This window comes from Elioraea rosea, assembly GCF_007644105.1.
Taxonomy (GTDB): Bacteria; Pseudomonadota; Alphaproteobacteria; order Acetobacterales; family Acetobacteraceae; genus Elioraea_A; species Elioraea_A rosea.
Window position 1 is genome coordinate 63999 of the sequence record NZ_VFAC01000011.1, and the last position, 15723, is coordinate 79721.

Annotated in this window: 13 protein-coding genes, 1 tRNA gene and 1 pseudogene; 14 read left to right on the forward strand and 1 reads right to left on the reverse strand. The window is 67.7% G+C overall.

Annotated elements, in window-relative coordinates; all coding sequences use genetic code 11:
• Positions 1 to 657 precede the first annotated feature (657 nt).
• The 10 genes and pseudogenes from FIF60_RS09435 (at position 658) to FIF60_RS09480 (ending at position 10513) form a co-directional block, all read left to right on the forward strand.
• Positions 658 to 1506, forward strand: a complete 849-nt coding sequence (locus tag FIF60_RS09435) for a DeoR/GlpR family DNA-binding transcription regulator (RefSeq protein ID WP_144185821.1) — start codon at positions 658 to 660, stop codon at positions 1504 to 1506.
• A 93-nt stretch (positions 1507 to 1599) separates the two neighbouring features.
• Positions 1600 to 3141 (forward strand): glycerol-3-phosphate dehydrogenase, encoded by a 1542-nt coding sequence (gene glpD / locus FIF60_RS09440; RefSeq protein WP_239451571.1) that lies wholly within the window; start codon positions 1600 to 1602, stop codon positions 3139 to 3141.
• A gap of 2 nt (positions 3142 to 3143) precedes the next feature.
• On the forward strand, positions 3144 to 4235 hold the full coding sequence (locus tag FIF60_RS09445; protein WP_144185822.1) for an ABC transporter ATP-binding protein: 1092 nt from the start codon (positions 3144 to 3146) through the stop codon (positions 4233 to 4235).
• The gene (locus FIF60_RS09450; RefSeq protein ID WP_144185823.1) at positions 4235 to 5317 is read left to right on the forward strand and encodes an ABC transporter ATP-binding protein; all 1083 of its coding nucleotides are present in this window, start codon (positions 4235 to 4237) and stop codon (positions 5315 to 5317) included. The genes FIF60_RS09445 and FIF60_RS09450 overlap by 1 nt, the downstream gene beginning before the upstream one ends.
• Positions 5317 to 6204 (forward strand): carbohydrate ABC transporter permease, encoded by an 888-nt coding sequence (locus FIF60_RS09455; RefSeq protein WP_144185824.1) that lies wholly within the window; start codon positions 5317 to 5319, stop codon positions 6202 to 6204. The genes FIF60_RS09450 and FIF60_RS09455 overlap by 1 nt, the downstream gene beginning before the upstream one ends.
• Complete coding sequence (locus FIF60_RS09460; protein WP_144185825.1) at positions 6204 to 7010, forward strand: carbohydrate ABC transporter permease; 807 nt, start codon at positions 6204 to 6206, stop codon at positions 7008 to 7010. The genes FIF60_RS09455 and FIF60_RS09460 overlap by 1 nt, the downstream gene beginning before the upstream one ends.
• A gap of 11 nt (positions 7011 to 7021) precedes the next feature.
• Entirely contained in the window at positions 7022 to 7300 is a 279-nt protein-coding gene (locus FIF60_RS09465) for a DUF2160 domain-containing protein (protein ID WP_144185826.1), read from the forward strand.
• A gap of 62 nt (positions 7301 to 7362) precedes the next feature.
• Positions 7363 to 9129 carry an ABC transporter substrate-binding protein gene (locus tag FIF60_RS09470; protein ID WP_144185827.1) on the forward strand — a complete coding sequence of 589 codons (1767 nt, stop codon included), beginning with the start codon at positions 7363 to 7365 and terminating at the stop codon, positions 9127 to 9129.
• A gap of 129 nt (positions 9130 to 9258) precedes the next feature.
• Positions 9259 to 9690, forward strand: a pseudogene (locus tag FIF60_RS09475) (FGGY-family carbohydrate kinase); the annotation flags it as partial.
• 307 nt (positions 9691 to 9997) lie between these two features.
• Entirely contained in the window at positions 9998 to 10513 is a 516-nt protein-coding gene (locus FIF60_RS09480; protein WP_144185829.1) for a hypothetical protein, read from the forward strand.
• A 391-nt stretch (positions 10514 to 10904) separates the two neighbouring features.
• On the opposite strand, the gene FIF60_RS09485 is transcribed toward FIF60_RS09480, so the two are convergent.
• Positions 10905 to 10979 (reverse strand) — tRNA-Gly (locus FIF60_RS09485).
• 191 nt (positions 10980 to 11170) lie between these two features.
• Here FIF60_RS09485 and FIF60_RS09490 point away from each other — a divergent pair.
• The 4 genes from FIF60_RS09490 to FIF60_RS09505 all read left to right on the forward strand — a co-directional run bounded on the left by FIF60_RS09490 (position 11171) and on the right by FIF60_RS09505 (position 15718).
• A complete protein-coding gene (locus tag FIF60_RS09490; RefSeq protein WP_144185830.1) occupies positions 11171 to 12148 on the forward strand; it encodes a Bug family tripartite tricarboxylate transporter substrate binding protein in 978 nt (325 codons plus the stop codon).
• A 60-nt stretch (positions 12149 to 12208) separates the two neighbouring features.
• Positions 12209 to 13636 carry an NAD-dependent succinate-semialdehyde dehydrogenase gene (locus tag FIF60_RS09495; protein ID WP_144185831.1) on the forward strand — a complete coding sequence of 476 codons (1428 nt, stop codon included), beginning with the start codon at positions 12209 to 12211 and terminating at the stop codon, positions 13634 to 13636.
• A gap of 145 nt (positions 13637 to 13781) precedes the next feature.
• Positions 13782 to 14354: a GbsR/MarR family transcriptional regulator gene (locus FIF60_RS09500; protein WP_144185832.1), complete on the forward strand. Its 573-nt coding sequence runs from the start codon at positions 13782 to 13784 to the stop codon at positions 14352 to 14354.
• Positions 14354 to 15718, forward strand: coding sequence for a cytochrome ubiquinol oxidase subunit I (locus FIF60_RS09505; RefSeq protein WP_144185833.1), 1365 nt, complete (start codon positions 14354 to 14356; stop codon positions 15716 to 15718). The genes FIF60_RS09500 and FIF60_RS09505 overlap by 1 nt, the downstream gene beginning before the upstream one ends.
• Positions 15719 to 15723 lie beyond the last annotated feature (5 nt).

Below are 15723 nucleotides of genomic sequence, written 5' to 3' on the forward strand. Positions count from 1 at the left end.
CCCCTTGGGCCTCAGGACTGGCGGTCTGCCTCAAATCGTCGTCGGCTCGCATGGCGGAACGGTAACACAGCCGAGAGCGCGTACAGGAGGGCGCTGGCATCTGACCGTCACGCAGGAGCTTCGGGGCTGCGATCGCGCGTTCGACCCCAGTGCTGAGCGGAGGAGCGGTCGCTTGATTAACTCATTTCGCGTCTACGGCGACGAAAACTGTTTGTGATCAATACGTTGAACCTTGTTGGCCAAATCACTCCACCCTCAAGGTTCGGAGAGTTTTCCGCCTCCGAGGAGAGAAATGGGCGGCCGTTGCGCTCGCGCACCATCAAGTTCGCGTGCGAAAAGCCGAAAGACCGGGCGGTTCTCGGCGGCCGGCCACGTCGGAGAGGCTGAGTCGAATGAGGTGACTGGAGCAGGGAAGTGAGCCGGGGAGGGAAAAGTCTCTGAGCGGCGAGCCTTGCCCTTGCGGGCAGCACGATCCTGCGCCTTTGGGCAACCACCCCACCGTCAAGCGCCCCTTGTGAAGCCATCGGGACGACCGGCAAGAGGCACAGCCATGGCCAGCGCCTGCGACCGTGCGGGCTTTAGGGTCTTCCAGAAATCGCGCGTTATCACAGCGCCCCATCTTGCACCCAGCCCGCCGACGGCGCTTGACTGCGCGGCATGTTCACCCTCTCCGCCCGGCAAGATCAGATCATGGCCCTGGTGCGCGTCGCAGGGCGCGTCTCGGTCGATGCGCTCGCCGAGAAGTTCGCGGTCTCGCCTCAGACCATCCGCAAGGACCTGAACGAGCTTTGCGAGGCACGGCTTCTGTCGCGTGTCCATGGCGGCGCGATGCTGGCGTCAGGCACCGAGAACATGGCCTACGCCGCCCGCCGTGCCCTGGCGGCGGACGAGAAGAAGCGCATTGCCGCCGCCGCCGCCCGTCTCGTGCCCGATGGATCGAGCCTCTTCATCAACATCGGAACCACCACCGAGGAGTTCGCCCGCGCCATCACCGGCCGCCGCGGCCTCCTGGTGATCACCAACAACCTGCACGTCGTCTCGATCCTGCTGCCCAGCCCGGAAATCGAGGTGGTGGTCGCCGGCGGCCTGGTCCGCCGTGCCGATGGTGGGATCGTCGGCGAAGCGACGATGGACATGGTCTCACAGTTCAAGGTCGATCTCGCGGTGATCGGCGCGAGCGCGATCGACGAGGATGGAACGCTGCTCGACTTCGACTATCGCGAGGTGCGGGTGACCCAGCGCATCATCGCCAACGCGCGCAAGGTGATCCTGGTGGTCGATGCGCTGAAGTTCGCCCGCAGCGCACCGGTGCGGATCGCCCATGTCGCGCAGCTCGCCGCGGTGGTCACCGATGCACGGCCTCCCGACCGCTTCGCCCAGGCCTGCGCCGAGGCAGGCGTGGAGCTGGTCGTCGCCGCCGGGCAGGGGCCGCGGGGTGCGGCCAGCGAAGACGAGGCGATGGGGAACGAACCGCCGCTCGCGGAAAACGAAACTCATTTGCGTTGATTCGAAAGATTTTGGCCGCGATCCACGCGCGGATTTTTTCCTTGCAGTTTCATTTGAGCTTCGTCACGCTCGCTCGGTCAATGTTGCCCCTCATTGGACAAGGGCGGCGCAGCCGGGAGAAACGATCTGTCACCCCCCGACAACACGTTCGATCTTGCCATCATCGGCGGTGGCGTGAACGGTGCCGGCATCGCGCGCGATGCCGCAGGGCGCGGACTCTCGGTGCTGCTCGTCGAGCAGGGCGACCTTGCCGGCGCAACCTCCTCGGCCTCGACCAAGCTGGTACACGGGGGCTTGCGCTACCTCGAGCATTTCGAGTTCCGGCTGGTGCGCGAGGCGCTCCTTGAACGCGAGGTGCTGCTGCGCGCCGCGCCGCACATCATCTGGCCGCTGCGTTTCGTGCTGCCCCATCATGCAGGCCTTCGCCCGTGGTGGATGATCCGGCTCGGCCTGTTCCTGTACGATCATCTCGGCGGGCGAAGGATCCTGCCTGGAACGCGAAGCGTGGCGCTGCGCAGCGATGCGGTGGGCGTGCCGCTGCGAGACGAGTTCGCCCGCGGCTTCGAGTATTCCGACTGCTGGGTCGAGGATGCGCGGCTAGTGGTGCTGAACGCGCGCGACGCAGCCGACCGGGGAGCCGATGTGCGCGTGCGGACGCGCTGCACGGCAGCACAGCGCGTCGGCGCCCTGTGGCACCTGTCGCTGGCCGGCGAGGGCGCGGGCGAGGTCTCGGCGCGCGCGCTGGTCAATGCCACAGGTCCCTGGGTCGCTGACTTCCTCGCGCACGCCGTCGGCGTCAACGCACCGTCGAAGGTACGGCTGGTCAAGGGCAGCCACATCGTGGTGCGCCGCCTGTGGGACGGCCCGCAGTGCTATATCTTCCAGAATTCCGACGAGCGGATCTGCTTCGCCATACCCTACGAGGACGCGTTCACGCTGATCGGCACCACCGACCGCGACTTCACGGGCGATGCCGGCAGCGTCGAGATCAGCGCCGAGGAAACGGGCTACCTGTGCGAGTCGGTCAGCGCCTATCTGCGCCGGCCGGTCACGCCGTCCGACGTGGTGTGGGCCTATGCCGGCGTCCGGCCGTTGTACGACGACGGCGCCTCGAAGGCTCAGGAAGCCACCCGCGACTATGTGCTCGAACTCGATGCGCCGGCCGGTGGGCCACCCCTGCTGTCGGTGTTCGGCGGCAAGATCACAACCTTCCGCCGCCTCGCCGAGTCGGCACTGCTGCGTCTCGCGCCGCACCTGCAGATGCGAGGCCCCTGGACGGCGAACGCGTCGCTGCCGGGCGGCGATTTTCCGCACGATGGCGCGGCGGCGCTGGCGCAGCGGCTGCTTGCCGCCCATCCCTGGCTCGCGGACCGCACGGCGCGGCGCCTGGCGCGCCAGTACGGCACCCGTGCCTTCGTCGTGCTTGAGGGAGCATCCGGCCCAGAGCCGCCGCTCGCCGCCGACCTCACCGCGCGCGAAGTGCGCTGGATGATCGAGCAGGAATGGGCGCGCGCACCTGCCGACATCCTGTGGCGGCGCACCAAGCGCGGCCTCGTCGCCACCGAGGCCGAGATGGCGGCGCTCGCCCGCTTCATGGGCGCACCGGCCGGCAGCGGCATGCGAGCGGCTGAGTAGCCATGGCGCTCGTGCTCGAGAACATCGCGCTCAGCGTCGGTGGCGTCGTGCACCTGCACCCCACCAGCCTGTCGCTCGCGCGCGGCAGCCTGACCGTGTTGCTGGGCCCGACCCTGTCGGGCAAGACCACGCTGCTGCGCCTGATGGCCGGGCTCGATCGCCCCGATGCAGGGCGTGTGCTGCTCGACGGCGTCGATGTCACCGCTATGCCGGTCCGTCGCCGGCGCGTTGCGATGGTCTACCAGCAGTTCATCAACTACCCGACGCTGTCTGTGTTCGAGAACATCGCTTCGCCGCTGCGCGTCGCCGGCCTGTCGCGCGGCGCGATCGTGGACAAGGTGAAGACCGCCGCACGGCTCTTGCGGCTTGAGCCGTTCCTCGACCGGACCCCGCGCGAGCTTTCGGGCGGGCAGCAGCAGCGCACTGCGATCGCGCGCGCGCTGGTCAAGGATGCCGACCTCGTACTGATGGACGAGCCGCTGGCGAATCTCGACTACAAGCTGCGCGAGGAAATGCGCGAGGAACTGCCGCGTGTGTTCGAGGCCAGTGGCGCGGTGTTCGTCTATGCCAGCACCGAGCCGGCCGAGGCGCTGATGTTCGGCGGCGGTGTCGCCACCATGCACCAGGGGCAGGTGACCCAGCTCGGCCCAGCCTCCGAGGTCTATCGACAGCCGCTCGACCTGGTAACCGCCGGCGCCTTCTCCGACCCACCGATCAACCAGTTCGCCGCGATCAAGGCCAACGGCGCCATCAGGCTCGCTACCGGCGAGGATCTCGAGGCCAGCAGCTTACCGCCGCTGCCGGACGGCCCCCTGACGCTTGCCGCGCGCGCACACGAAATCAGGCTCGAGGCCGTGCCCGGGGCTGTGGCGCTTGCCGGGCGGGTGCGGGTGGCGGAGATTTCCGGCTCGGAGAGTTTTGTGCATGTCACGTTTCCCGATGGGCGTGACCGCGTGGTGCAGGTGCCGGGCGTGCACCGCCACGAGCCCGACAGCCACATTCTGGTCTGGCTCGACCCGCGCCGACTGTTCGCTTTCGGCGCCGACGGACGATTGCTGGTCGCCCCCAGCGCCGCAGCGCGAGGAGCGGGCTGATGGCGCGCATCAGCCTCGAGCGGCTCGCACACGCCTATCGGCCCGGCGGGCCGTATGCGTTGCAGCCGATGGATCTCGTCTGGGCGCAGGGCGGCGCCTATGCGTTGCTCGGGCCGTCGGGATGCGGCAAGACCACGCTGCTCAACATCATCTCCGGCCTGATCCATCCGAGCGAAGGGCGCGTGCGCTTCGACGACCGGGACGTCACCACATTGCCGACCGAGGCACGGAACATCGCCCAGGTGTTCCAGTTCCCGGTCGTGTATGACACCATGACGGTTCGCCAGAACTTCGCGTTCCCGCTGAAGAACCGTGGCGTGCCCGAGCCCGAGATCACCCGCCGTGTCGCCGAGATCGCCGAACTCCTGGACATGGTCGCTGTGCTCGACCGACCGGCCCGCAACCTGACGGCGGATGCCAAGCAGAAGATCTCGCTTGGGCGCGGCCTCGTGCGCAGCGACGTCGCCGCGATCCTGTTCGACGAGCCGCTGACCGTGATCGACCCGCATCTGAAATGGGAGTTGCGCGGCAAGCTCAAGGCGCTGCATCGCCGCATCGACGTCACGATGATCTATGTTACGCACGACCAGACCGAGGCGCTGACCTTCGCTGACCAGGTCGTCGTCATGAACGCTGGCGAGGTCGTGCAGGTCGGCACGCCGGATGAGCTCTTCTCCCGCCCGGAGCATGTCTTCGTCGGCCATTTCATCGGCTCGCCCGGTATGAATTTCCTGCCCTGCGAGGTTGCTGGGCGGCTTGCCTGGGTCGACGGCCACGCCGTGCCGCTGGGCGCCGACTACGGTACGACGGCAGGGCGGCTCGAACTCGGCATCCGTCCGGAATTCGCGAGCCTCGCGCGGGCCGGTGCAGGCGTGCCGGTTTCGGTCCGCCGCATCGAGGACCTGGGCCGGGTGCGGCTGGCGCGCTGCATGCTGGCCGGGAACCCGTTCGTGGCGACCGTGCCTGACGGTGTCGTACCCGATGGAGATGCCGCCTCGGTGCTGCTGCCGCCGGCGCACCTGCACCTCTATGCTGACAGCCGGCGCGTCGTCCCCCTCGAACCGGCGAGGGAGGCCGCCTGATGCAGCGTCCCCGCAACGATCGCGCCTGGTTCCTCGTGCTGCCGGTGGTCGGCATCGTCGCCTTCAGCGCGTTGATCCCGCTGATGACGGTGGTCAACTATTCGGTGCAGGACACGTTCGGCAACAACCAGTTCTTCTGGAACGGCATCGGCTGGTACAAGGAGCTGCTCGACCCCACGACCGACCTGGGTGGACGCTTCTTCGACGCGCTGTGGCGCAATCTCCTGTTCAGTTTCCTGGCTCTGGTGATCGAGGTGCCGCTGGGCATCGCGGTGGCACTGGCCATGCCGCGGTCTGGCTGGAAGGTCTCGGCGACGCTGGTGCTGATGGCGATGCCGCTGCTGATCCCCTGGAACGTGGTCGGCACCATTTGGCAGGTGTTCGCGCGTCCCGATATCGGCATGTTCGGGGCCGCGGTGAACCGGCTGGGCGTGCCGTACAACTACACCCAGGACCCGCTCTCCGCCTGGGTCACCATCGTGCTCATGGATGTCTGGCACTGGACGAGCCTCGTCGCGCTGCTGGCCTATGCAGGGCTGCGCAGCATCCCCGATGCCTACTACCAGGCAGCACGCATCGACGGCGCAAAGGGCTTCTCGATCTTCCGCAACATCCAGCTGCCGAAGATGAAGCGCGTGCTGCTGATCGCGGTGCTGCTGCGCTTCATGGACAGTTTCATGATCTACACCGAGCCCTTCGTGGTCACCGGCGGAGGGCCCGGCAACAGCACCACCTTCATCTCGATCGACCTGGTCAAGACCGCGCTCGGGCAGTTCGACCTGGGCAAGGCCGCCGCGTTGTCGATCGTCTACAACCTGATCATCCTGGCGATCTGCTGGGTGTTCTACACCGTCATGACGCGCGCCGACGCCAGGGAGAATGGCTGATGCGTGGCATGACGGGCGGGCGGTGGGTGCTAGGTCTCTATCTGCTGTTCCTGCTTCTGCCGACCTATTGGCTCGTCGCGATGAGCTTCAAGACGAATGCCGAGATCACGACCGGGCTGACGCTGTGGCCGCACAGCCCCACGTTGGCCAACTACAAGCGCATCTTCACCGACGCTAGCTGGTATTCCGGCTACATCAACAGCCTGAAGTTCGTCACCGTGAACGTGCTGCTGTCGCTGGGTTTCGCGCTGCCCGCGGCCTATGCGTTCAGCCGCTACCGGTTCCTGGGCGACAAGCACCTGTTCTTCTGGCTGCTGACCAACCGCATGGCGCCGCCCGCGGTGTTCGCGCTGCCGTTCTTCCAGCTCTATTCGGCAGTCGGGCTGTTCGATACGCCCTGGGCGGTGGCGCTGGCGCATTGCCTGTTCAACGTGCCGCTCGCGGTCTGGATCCTCGAGGGCTTCATGAGCAGCGTCCCGAAGGAGATCGACGAGACCGCCGCACTCGACGGCTACAGTTTCCCGGTCTTCTTCGTCAAAATCTTCTGCCCCTTGATCGCCAACGGCATCGGCGTGACGGCGTTCTTCTGCTTCATGTTCAGCTGGGTCGAACTGCTGCTGGCGCGCACTCTGACCACGGTCGATGCAAAGCCGATCGTCGCGACGATGACCCGCACCGTCTCCGCCGCCGGCATGGACTGGGGGCTGCTGGCGGCTGCCGGCGTGCTGACGATCGTTCCGGGTGCGATCGTCATCTGGTTCGTGCGCAACCACATCGCGCGCGGCTTCGCGCTCGGCCGGGTCTAGGGAGCGCGGCTATGAACCTCGACTGGATGGGCTGGACCTGGCAGACCGCGACCTTCTTCGCCGCCATCGCCGCGACGCTGCTGGTCATGACGGTGCTGGCCGCGCTCCGTCCGGAAACGGCACGGCCTGGCATGCTCGGCATCACCACCACTCGGGGCGACCGACTGTTCCTGTCCCTTCTGTCGGCCGCCTTCATCCATCTCGCCTGGCTGGGCCTCGTCGGCGACGATCTGCGCCCGGCCTCGGCGATCGCCGTCCTGTGGGCCGCCATCCTGTTCCGGTGGGCCTGAATCAGGAGCCTGAAGACGCCGGCACCAGACCGGCCCCCCAACGAGAGAGCGAGGAAAAGACCATGTCTCAGAAACTTCCAAGGCGTACGGCGCTGCTTGCCGGCAGCGCCCTTCTGGCCACCCCGTTCGTGCAGGGGATCGGCAGTGCCCTGGCGCAGGAGGGTGTCGCGCGCCGCTGGGTCGAGAACGAGTTCCAGCCGAGCACGCTGTCGCGCGAGCAGGCAATGCAGGAGATGGATTGGTTCATCGCCGCCTCGCGCCCCTATCGCGGCCAGGAGATCAACGTGGTGAGCGAGACCATCACCACGCACGAGTACGAGGCACGCACCATGGTGCAGGCCTTCAACGAGATCACCGGCATGCGGATCCGCCACGACCTGATCCAGGAAGGCGACGTGGTGGAGAAGCTGCAGACCCAGATGCAGTCCGGCCGCAACGTCTATGACGGCTGGATCAACGATTCCGACCTGATCGGCACGCACTATCGCTACAACCAGACCGTGGCGCTCAGCGACGCGATGGCCGGCGAGATGAAGGACCAGACGCTGCCGACGCTGGATGTCGAGGACTTCATCGGCCGCAGTTTCGGCACCGCGCCCGACGGCAAGCTCTACCAGCTGCCCGACCAGCAGTTCGCGAACCTGTACTGGTTCCGTTACGACTGGTTCAACCGCCCCGCAATCAAGGAGGCGTTCCGCCGCCAGTTCAACTACGAGCTCGGCGTGCCGCTGAACTGGAGCGCGTACGAGGACATCGCGGAGTTCTTCACCAACACGGTGCGCGAGATCGATGGCGTGCGCGTCTATGGCCACATGGACTACGGCAAGAAGGACCCCAGCCTCGGCTGGCGCTTCACCGATGCCTGGCTCTCCATGGCGGGCAACGGCGACCGCGGCATTCCCAACGGTAAGCCGGTCGATGAATGGGGCATCCGCATGGAGGGCTGCCGCCCCGTCGGCTCATCGGTCGAGCGCGGCGGCGACACCAACGGCCCGGCGGCCGTCTACGCGGTCGAGAAGTATGTCGAGTGGCTGCGCAAGTACGCGCCGCCGCAGGCCGCGGGCATGACCTTCGGCGAGGCAGGGCCGGTGCCGGCGCAGGGGGCGATCGCGCAGCAGATCTTCTGGTACACGGCCTTCACCGCCGACATGGTCAAGCCCGGCCTGCCGGTGGTGAACGCCGACGGCACGCCGCGCTGGCGCATGGCGCCGAGCCCGAAGGGCTCGTACTGGCGCGAGGGCATGAAGCTAGGCTACCAGGACGCCGGCTCGTGGACGTTCCTCAAGTCCACGCCGCTCGATCGGCGCCGTGCCGCCTGGCTCTACGCCCAGTTCACGGTGGCCAAGAGCACCTCGCTGAAGAAGAGCCATGTCGGGCTCACCTTCATCCGCGAGAGCGACATCTGGCACCCGAGCTTCACCGAGCGCGCCAAGAACCTGGGCGGCCTGATCGAGTTCTACCGCAGCCCAGCGCGTGTGCAGTGGACGCCGACGGGGGCGAACGTGCCTGACTATCCGAGGCTGGCGCAGCTCTGGTGGCAGAACATCGGCGATGCGAGCTCCGGCGCGAAGAGCGCGCAGGAGGCGATGAACGCGCTGGCCGCCGCGCAGGACAGCGTGCTGGAGCGGCTTGAGCGCGCCAACGTGCAGGGTGAATGCGGGCCGAAGCTGAACCCCCGCCGCACTGCCAACGACTGGTTCGCACAGAGCGAGCGCGACGGCAACATCGCGCCGCAGCGCAAGCTCGCCAACGAGAAGCCCCAGGGCCAGACGGTCGACTACGACGCCCTGATCCGGAGCTGGCCCGCGACGCCGCCGCGCCGCACCTGAACCGGGCCTGACGATGGGGCCGGCGGGAAGGCGTCCTTCCCGCCGCCGCCTTTTTCTCCAGGAGACGCATGCGATGAGCCATGTCCTGGCGCCCGCCCAGGGCACCACCAGCACGCGGGCGCGCCATGGTGGGATGCCGAGGCCCGCGGCGCGCTGTACGGGCTGACCCGCGCCACCGACCGAAATGAACTGGTCCGCGCCGCGCTCGAGAGCGTCGGCTTCCAGACGCGCGACCTGATCGAGGCGATGCGCCGTGACTGGAATGGCGAGGCCGGCAGCGTGTTGCGCGTGGATGGCGGCATGACCGCCAACGCCTGGGCGATGCAGTTCCTGGCCGACATTCTGGGGAGCCCGGTAGACCGCCCGGCGGTGACCGAGACCAGCGCGCTGGGCGCCGCTTGTCTCGCCGGGCTGCAGGCGGGGCTGGCGCCGGACCCCGGCGCCTGGGCCGAGCGCTGGCGGGCCGAGCGTCGCTTCACTCCCGGCATGCCGGCATCGACGCGCGAGGCGCTGTACAGCGCCTGGCAGGATGCCGTCGGGCGCACACGCTCGCAGCGCTGATGGGCTGAGCGAGAGGCGCACGGGCGCATGCGCCAATTGGCTCCCGGCGATTGTTGGGGAAATCCCGACCCTGACGCAGTGCCGGCGTCGCGCGACGCTGCGCTGACGGATCGTCCTTGCGCTCGGGCCGATGGACGGCATGCGACCGCGCCAGGATCCGACAGGGCAACCACTGGCAGGCTCATCGGTCACCATCCCCAAGCCCGTTCGATCATCCTGTCCGCCTCTCGCTCAATGCGCGTGGTGTGCGATACCGAGTTAGCGCGCCTGGAGGTCCTGATCTGCTACAAGAGCCGCCGTTTCGAACATGGCCCCGATCCTGCCGTTCACCATGACGGCGGCTGTCCGACAAACGGAGGCGGCGATTGCAAGCTTCTGCTCGACCAGCAGGATCTGCATCCCGTCACGGCCGGGCGTGACAAGCACGTTGCACAGACGGTCGACGATGACCGGCGCCAAACCTTCGGAGGGTTCGACGTTGCGCCACATCTGGCTCAGCAACGCTCGCTTTCCGAACTTGGCACCCGGAACGAACGCGCCAAGGTTCGTCGCCGGCCGCGAGCACGTCGCCGGAAGGCTGATCGGGACCTCGCCTAACAGAACTACGTCGGCCGCATTGGCGGGCAGTTCCTTCAGCCATGGAGACTACGTCGGCAACCAGCAACGGAGCCTCGAGGCGTTCCTCGCGGCAAAGGCGGAGTTCGACGCCATGGCCGCCAAGCTCAAGGCGATGAGCGCCGAGCATTTCGGTGCCAACCCGGAGGCCGTGCTGTGGGGCATGCAGCGAACGTGGCCGACTGGACCGGACGGCTGCGCCAGGTGAGCGGCGCGCATCGTCGGTGCGGAGAATTCGCGCCCAGCTGAGCCAGTCGCGCCGCGGGCTTCGGGTGTTGCCCCGAGGTGGGGGCTTGGGCTGGTCGGAGCCGGACGGTCGGGCTCGGTGACGAAGCATTTGGCCTCGGCGTCGAGCGGATAACCGGTCGCTTGATTAACTGACGTTACGACCAGCGCCGCGAAAACCGTTCGCGATCAGCGCGCTGAACCTTCTTGGCCAAATCGCCCCAGCCTCAAGGTTCGGAGAGTTCTCCGCCTCTGTGGAGAGAAACGGGCGCTTGTTCCGACCGCGCACCATCAAGGTCGCACGCAAGTATGCCAAAGAACCTGCGGTTCGTGGCGGCCGGCTACGCCAGAGAAACTGAGTTGTTTGAGGTGACTGGAGCGGGCGAAGGGATTCGAACCCTCGACCCCAACCTTGGCAAGGTTGTGCTCTACCCCTGAGCTACGCCCGCATCCGTCCGCCGGGGCGCGAGCCCCGGCGAAGGCCGCGGACTATACGCAGCGCTTCGCCGATTGCAAGCCGTCACCGCGCCCGGCTCCCGAGCGCCCGGCCCATGCCTCGCGCCGGCCAGGGGCCTTGCTGGCGCCGGAGCCGGCGCCTAGCGTGCCGGCGAAGAAACCAACCGCAGGGTCAGAGGAAGCCATGACGAAACGCCGCGCCGTCCTCGGGGCGATCGCCGCCGTTCCCTTCGTGGCGGCAGGCCCGCCCGCAAGGGCACAGTTCAACCGGTCGCTCCGGCTCATCGTCCCCTTCGCCCCCGGCGGCACGAGCGACATTCTCGCGCGGCTCATGGCCCCGAAGCTCACCGAGGCGCTCGGCCAGAACGTCGTGGTCGAGAACAAGCCGGGCGCGAATGGCAATATCGGGGCGGATTTCGTCGCCAAGGCCCAGCCTGACGGGCATACCCTGCTGCTCACCGATGTCGGCAGCCTGGCCACGGCGCCAGCCCTGTTCTCGAAGCTGTCCTTCGATGTGAACAAGGACCTGGCCCCCGTCACGATGGTGCTGTTCGCACCCTACATCATGGCGGTGCATCCCTCCGTGCCCGCCGCGACGGTGCCGGAGCTCGTTGCTTACGCGAAGGCGAATCCCGACAAGCTGAATGTGGCCCATAGCGGGGTGGGCGCGGCGAACCACCTGACCGCCATCGTCTTCGCCAAGCATTTCGGCATCACCTGGTCCTACGTGCCGTATCGCGGCGGGGCGGCCGCGATCCGCGCCGTGGCGCAGAACGAGTGCCAGGTCCTGCTGAACGGCGCGACCGCCACGCAGCCTTTCGTCGTGCAGGGGCAGATGAAGGGGCTTGCGGTCTCCGGCGCGCCGCGCCTCGCCGCCCTGCCCGACACGCCGAGCTTCGGCGAGATGGGCCTGCCGAAGACGCTGGTCGACAGCGGCACCTGGCAGGGCATCGTGACGACGGGCGGCACGCCCGCGGGCACCGTCGCGGCGCTTTCAGACGCGATCCGCCGCGTCCTTGCCCAGCCGGACATCGCCGCGAAGGTGACGGAACTCGGCGGGGTCAACCGAGCCGAGGGGCCCGAGCCATTCGCCGCCTGGATGAAGGACGCGATCGCGAGCTGGGGCCAGGTCGTGCGCGCCGAGGGCATCACGCTCGACTGAACTCGACCTCAGGCCCGCCCGGCCCCATCTGACCGACCATAGAGACGGGAGAGATACCGCATGTATGCAACACTCGAGATGCTGATCGACGGCAAGTTCGGCAAGGGCAGCGGTACGGCGGCCGAGCCGGTGCTCAACCCCGCGACGGAGCAATCGCTGGCCGACCTGCCGCACGCCTCGGGCCATGACCTCGAGGCCGCCGTCGCCGGGGCCGAGAAGGGTTTTGCGACCTGGAAGGCCATGAACGCCTACGACCGCTGCCGCATCATGCGCAAGGGAGCAGACCTGATCCGCGCCCGCCTCGACGCGATCGCGACGGTGCTGACGCTCGAGCAGGGCAAGGTGCTGGCCGAGGCAAAGGTCGAGGTCGCGACTGCGGCCGACATCCTCGACTGGTATGCCGAGGAAGGTCGCCGCTCCTACGGCCGCATCGTGCCCGGCCGCGTCGGCGGCGTGCGGCAGATGGTGCTGAAGGAGCCCGTAGGCATCGTCGCCGCCTTCACGCCGTGGAACTTCCCGGCCGTGACGCCGATGCGCAAGATCGCCGGCGCGCTCGGCGCGGGCTGCTCGATCATCCTCAAGGCGTCGGAGGAGACGCCTGGCACCGCCGTCGAGATGGCGCGCTGCCTGCAGGAGGCCGGGCTGCCGGCCGGCGTGCTGAACCTCGTGTTCGGCGTGCCGTCGGAGGTCTCGACCTACCTGATCAACCACCCGAAGGTGCGCAAGATCTCGTTCACCGGCTCAACCGCGGTGGGCAAGCAGCTGACGAAGATGGCCGCCGAGGGCATGAAGCGCACGACGATGGAGCTCGGCGGCCACGCGCCGGTGATCGTGTTCGACGATGTCGATGTCGAGGCGGTTGCGAAGATCGCGGCCGGCGGGAAGTACCGCAACGCCGGCCAGGTCTGCATCTCGCCGACGCGCTTCTTCGTGCACGAGAGCAAGTACGCCAAGTTCCTCTCGACCTTCACGGAGATCGCCTCGGGCCTGAAGCTTGGCGACGGGCTCGACCCTTCGACGCAGATGGGCCCGATGGCCAATGCCCGCCGCCTCGAGGCGATGGACGGGTTCGTGGCGGACGCCAAGGCGAAGGGTGCCAAGGTGGCGACCGGGGGCGAGCGCCCCGCAAACCAGGGCTTCTTCTACAAGCCCACCGTGCTGGCCGACGTTCCGCCCGATGCCAAGGTGATGAGCGACGAGCCGTTCGGGCCGATCGCGCCGATCGTGCCGTTCAAGAGCTTCGAAGAGGTCGTCGAGCGTGCCAACGGCGTGGCCTACGGCCTCGCGGCCTATGCCTTCACGAACGACGAGAAGCGTGCGACGGCGATCGCCGATGCGCTGCAGTGGGGCATGGTGGGCGTGAACAGCCTCGCCGTCTCGATGCCCGAGACGCCGTTCGGCGGCATCAAGGACAGCGGCCACGGCAGCGAGGGCGGCACCGAGGGGCTCGAGGCCTACCTGAACGTGAAGTTCGTCTCCCAGGCCTGACCCGGCCGACCGGCCGCACCGCGGCAGGGTCGAGGAGGGGCGGCGGGGCAACCTGCCGCCCCTTCTGATTTCCGGTTGAAACGGCCGGTTTTGCCCTATATCAAAGTTTCAGAAATTCCTGAAACCGCAGTAAGGGCGAGACGCCGTGAACCTGCCACCCCTGGTCCAGTCCTTCGTGCTGCATTTCGGCGAGATGGGCAGAAGCTGGGGCATCAACCGCACCGTCGGGCAGATCTATGCGCTGCTCTACGTCTCGCCCGTGCCGCTGAACGCAGACCAGATCGTCGAGGCGCTCGGCGTCTCCCGCTCGAACGTCTCGATGGGCCTGCGCGAGCTGCAGGCGTGGAACCTTGTCCTGCTCCGCCATATCCCCGACGACCGGCGCGACCATTTCACCACGCCAGACGATGTCTGGCAGATCCTCCGCGTCCTTGCCGAGGAGCGGAAGAAGCGGGAGGTCGACCCCACGCTGTCGGTCCTGCGCGAGCTCCTGATGCAGAAGCCTGGCACCGCCGAGGAAAAGCATGCCCAGGCGCGGATGGCCGAGATGCACGGGCTGATCGAGCAGCTCACCACCTGGTACGATGACGTGAAGCGGCTCGAGACCGAACGCCTCGCAGCGCTTCTCGCGCTCGGCGCCAAGGTCACGAAGCTGATGGAGGTGAAGGACCGGGTCGTGTCGCTCGCGCGGCCGCGGCGGGCGAAGGAGACCGCGTGATGGACGCGACCGTCCTGGCCCGCATCCAGTTCGCGGCCAACATCTCGTTCCATATCCTCTTTCCCGCCATCACCATCGCGCTCGGCTGGGTGCTGCTGTTCTTCAAGCTGCGCTTCAACGCCACCGGCGATGCGAAGTGGATGGACGCCTACCGGTTCTGGGTGAAGGTGTTCGCGCTCTCCTTTGCGCTTGGTGTCGTCTCCGGCATCACAATGAGTTTCCAGTTCGGAACGAACTGGCCCGGCTTCATGGAGCGGGTGGGCAACATCGCCGGCCCGCTTCTCGCCTACGAGGTGCTGACGGCCTTCTTCCTCGAGGCGACCTTCCTCGGCATCATGCTGTTCGGCTATCGCCGCGTTCCGGGCTGGATGCACACCGGGGCGACCGTGCTCGTCGCCTTCGGCACGACGATGAGCGCGTTCTGGATCCTGGTGCTGAACTCCTGGATGCACACGCCGCAGGGCCACGAGATCCGCGAGGGCGTGGCGCACGCGGTCGACTGGTGGGCGATCGTCTTCACGCCGTCGATGCCTTACCGGCTTGCGCACATGCTCATCGCCTCGGCGCTGACGGTCGCGTTCCTCCTCGCCGGGCTCTCCGCCTATCGGTGGCTGAAGGGCGACAGGGGGCCTGACGTCGCCGTCGCGCTGCGCACCGGCATCGTGATGGCCGCCGTGCTGGCCCCCGTCCAGGCCTTCGTGGGCGACCTGCACGGGCTCAACACGCTCGAGCACCAGCCGGCAAAGGTCGCGGCAATGGAGGGGAACTGGGAGACGCGCGGGCACGTTCCGCTCGTCCTGTTCGCGATCCCCGACGAGGCGGCGCGCGAGAACCGCTTCGAGATCTCCATTCCCTCCGGCGCGTCGCTCATCCTCAAGCACGAGGCGGCCGGCGTCGTTCCGGGGCTGAACGAATTCGAGGGGCTGCACCCGCCTGTGGCGCCGGTGTTCTTCGCCTTCCGCGTCATGGTCGGCGTCGGCCTCTTGATGATCGCGATGGGCTGGACGGGGGCGTGGTTCCTCCGCCGCCGCAGGGGCGAGCTGCCGCCGCTGCTTCTCCGCGGCTTCGTCGCCGCCACCTTTGCCGGCTGGGTCGCCACCCTCGCGGGTTGGTACGTCACGGAGATCGGGCGGCAGCCCTGGCTCGTCACCGGCGTGCTGACGACGGCCGACGCCGTCGGCCCGATCGCCGCCGGAACGGTTCTGTCGACGCTCGTCATGTATCTCACGCTCTATGCGCTTCTGCTGTTCGCCTATGTCGCGACGCTGTTCCGGCTCGCGCGCAAGGCCAAGGCGCTGCCCGGCTCGGAAGGCGGCGGCAATCCGCTGACGCTTGCCCGCCCCGTGCCGGCAGCGAAGGCCTGAGCGCG

Bases quoted from the DNA above. Each gene is read 5' to 3' on its own strand.
- FIF60_RS09435 (WP_144185821.1), top strand. From the start codon at position 658: ATGTTCACCCTCTCCGCCCGGCAAGATCAGATCATGGCCCTGGTGCGC.
- FIF60_RS09460 (WP_144185825.1), top strand. From the start codon at position 6,204: ATGCGTGGCATGACGGGCGGGCGGTGGGTGCTAGGTCTCTATCTGCTG.
- FIF60_RS09455 (WP_144185824.1), top strand. From the start codon at position 5,317: ATGCAGCGTCCCCGCAACGATCGCGCCTGGTTCCTCGTGCTGCCGGTG.
- FIF60_RS09495 (WP_144185831.1), top strand. From the start codon at position 12,209: ATGTATGCAACACTCGAGATGCTGATCGACGGCAAGTTCGGCAAGGGC.
- FIF60_RS09450 (WP_144185823.1), top strand. From the start codon at position 4,235: ATGGCGCGCATCAGCCTCGAGCGGCTCGCACACGCCTATCGGCCCGGC.
- FIF60_RS09465 (WP_144185826.1), top strand. From the start codon at position 7,022: ATGAACCTCGACTGGATGGGCTGGACCTGGCAGACCGCGACCTTCTTC.
- FIF60_RS09445 (WP_144185822.1), top strand. From the start codon at position 3,144: ATGGCGCTCGTGCTCGAGAACATCGCGCTCAGCGTCGGTGGCGTCGTG.
- FIF60_RS09490 (WP_144185830.1), top strand. From the start codon at position 11,171: ATGACGAAACGCCGCGCCGTCCTCGGGGCGATCGCCGCCGTTCCCTTC.
- FIF60_RS09480 (WP_144185829.1), top strand. From the start codon at position 9,998: ATGGCCCCGATCCTGCCGTTCACCATGACGGCGGCTGTCCGACAAACG.
- FIF60_RS09470 (WP_144185827.1), top strand. From the start codon at position 7,363: ATGTCTCAGAAACTTCCAAGGCGTACGGCGCTGCTTGCCGGCAGCGCC.
- FIF60_RS09505 (WP_144185833.1), top strand. From the start codon at position 14,354: ATGGACGCGACCGTCCTGGCCCGCATCCAGTTCGCGGCCAACATCTCG.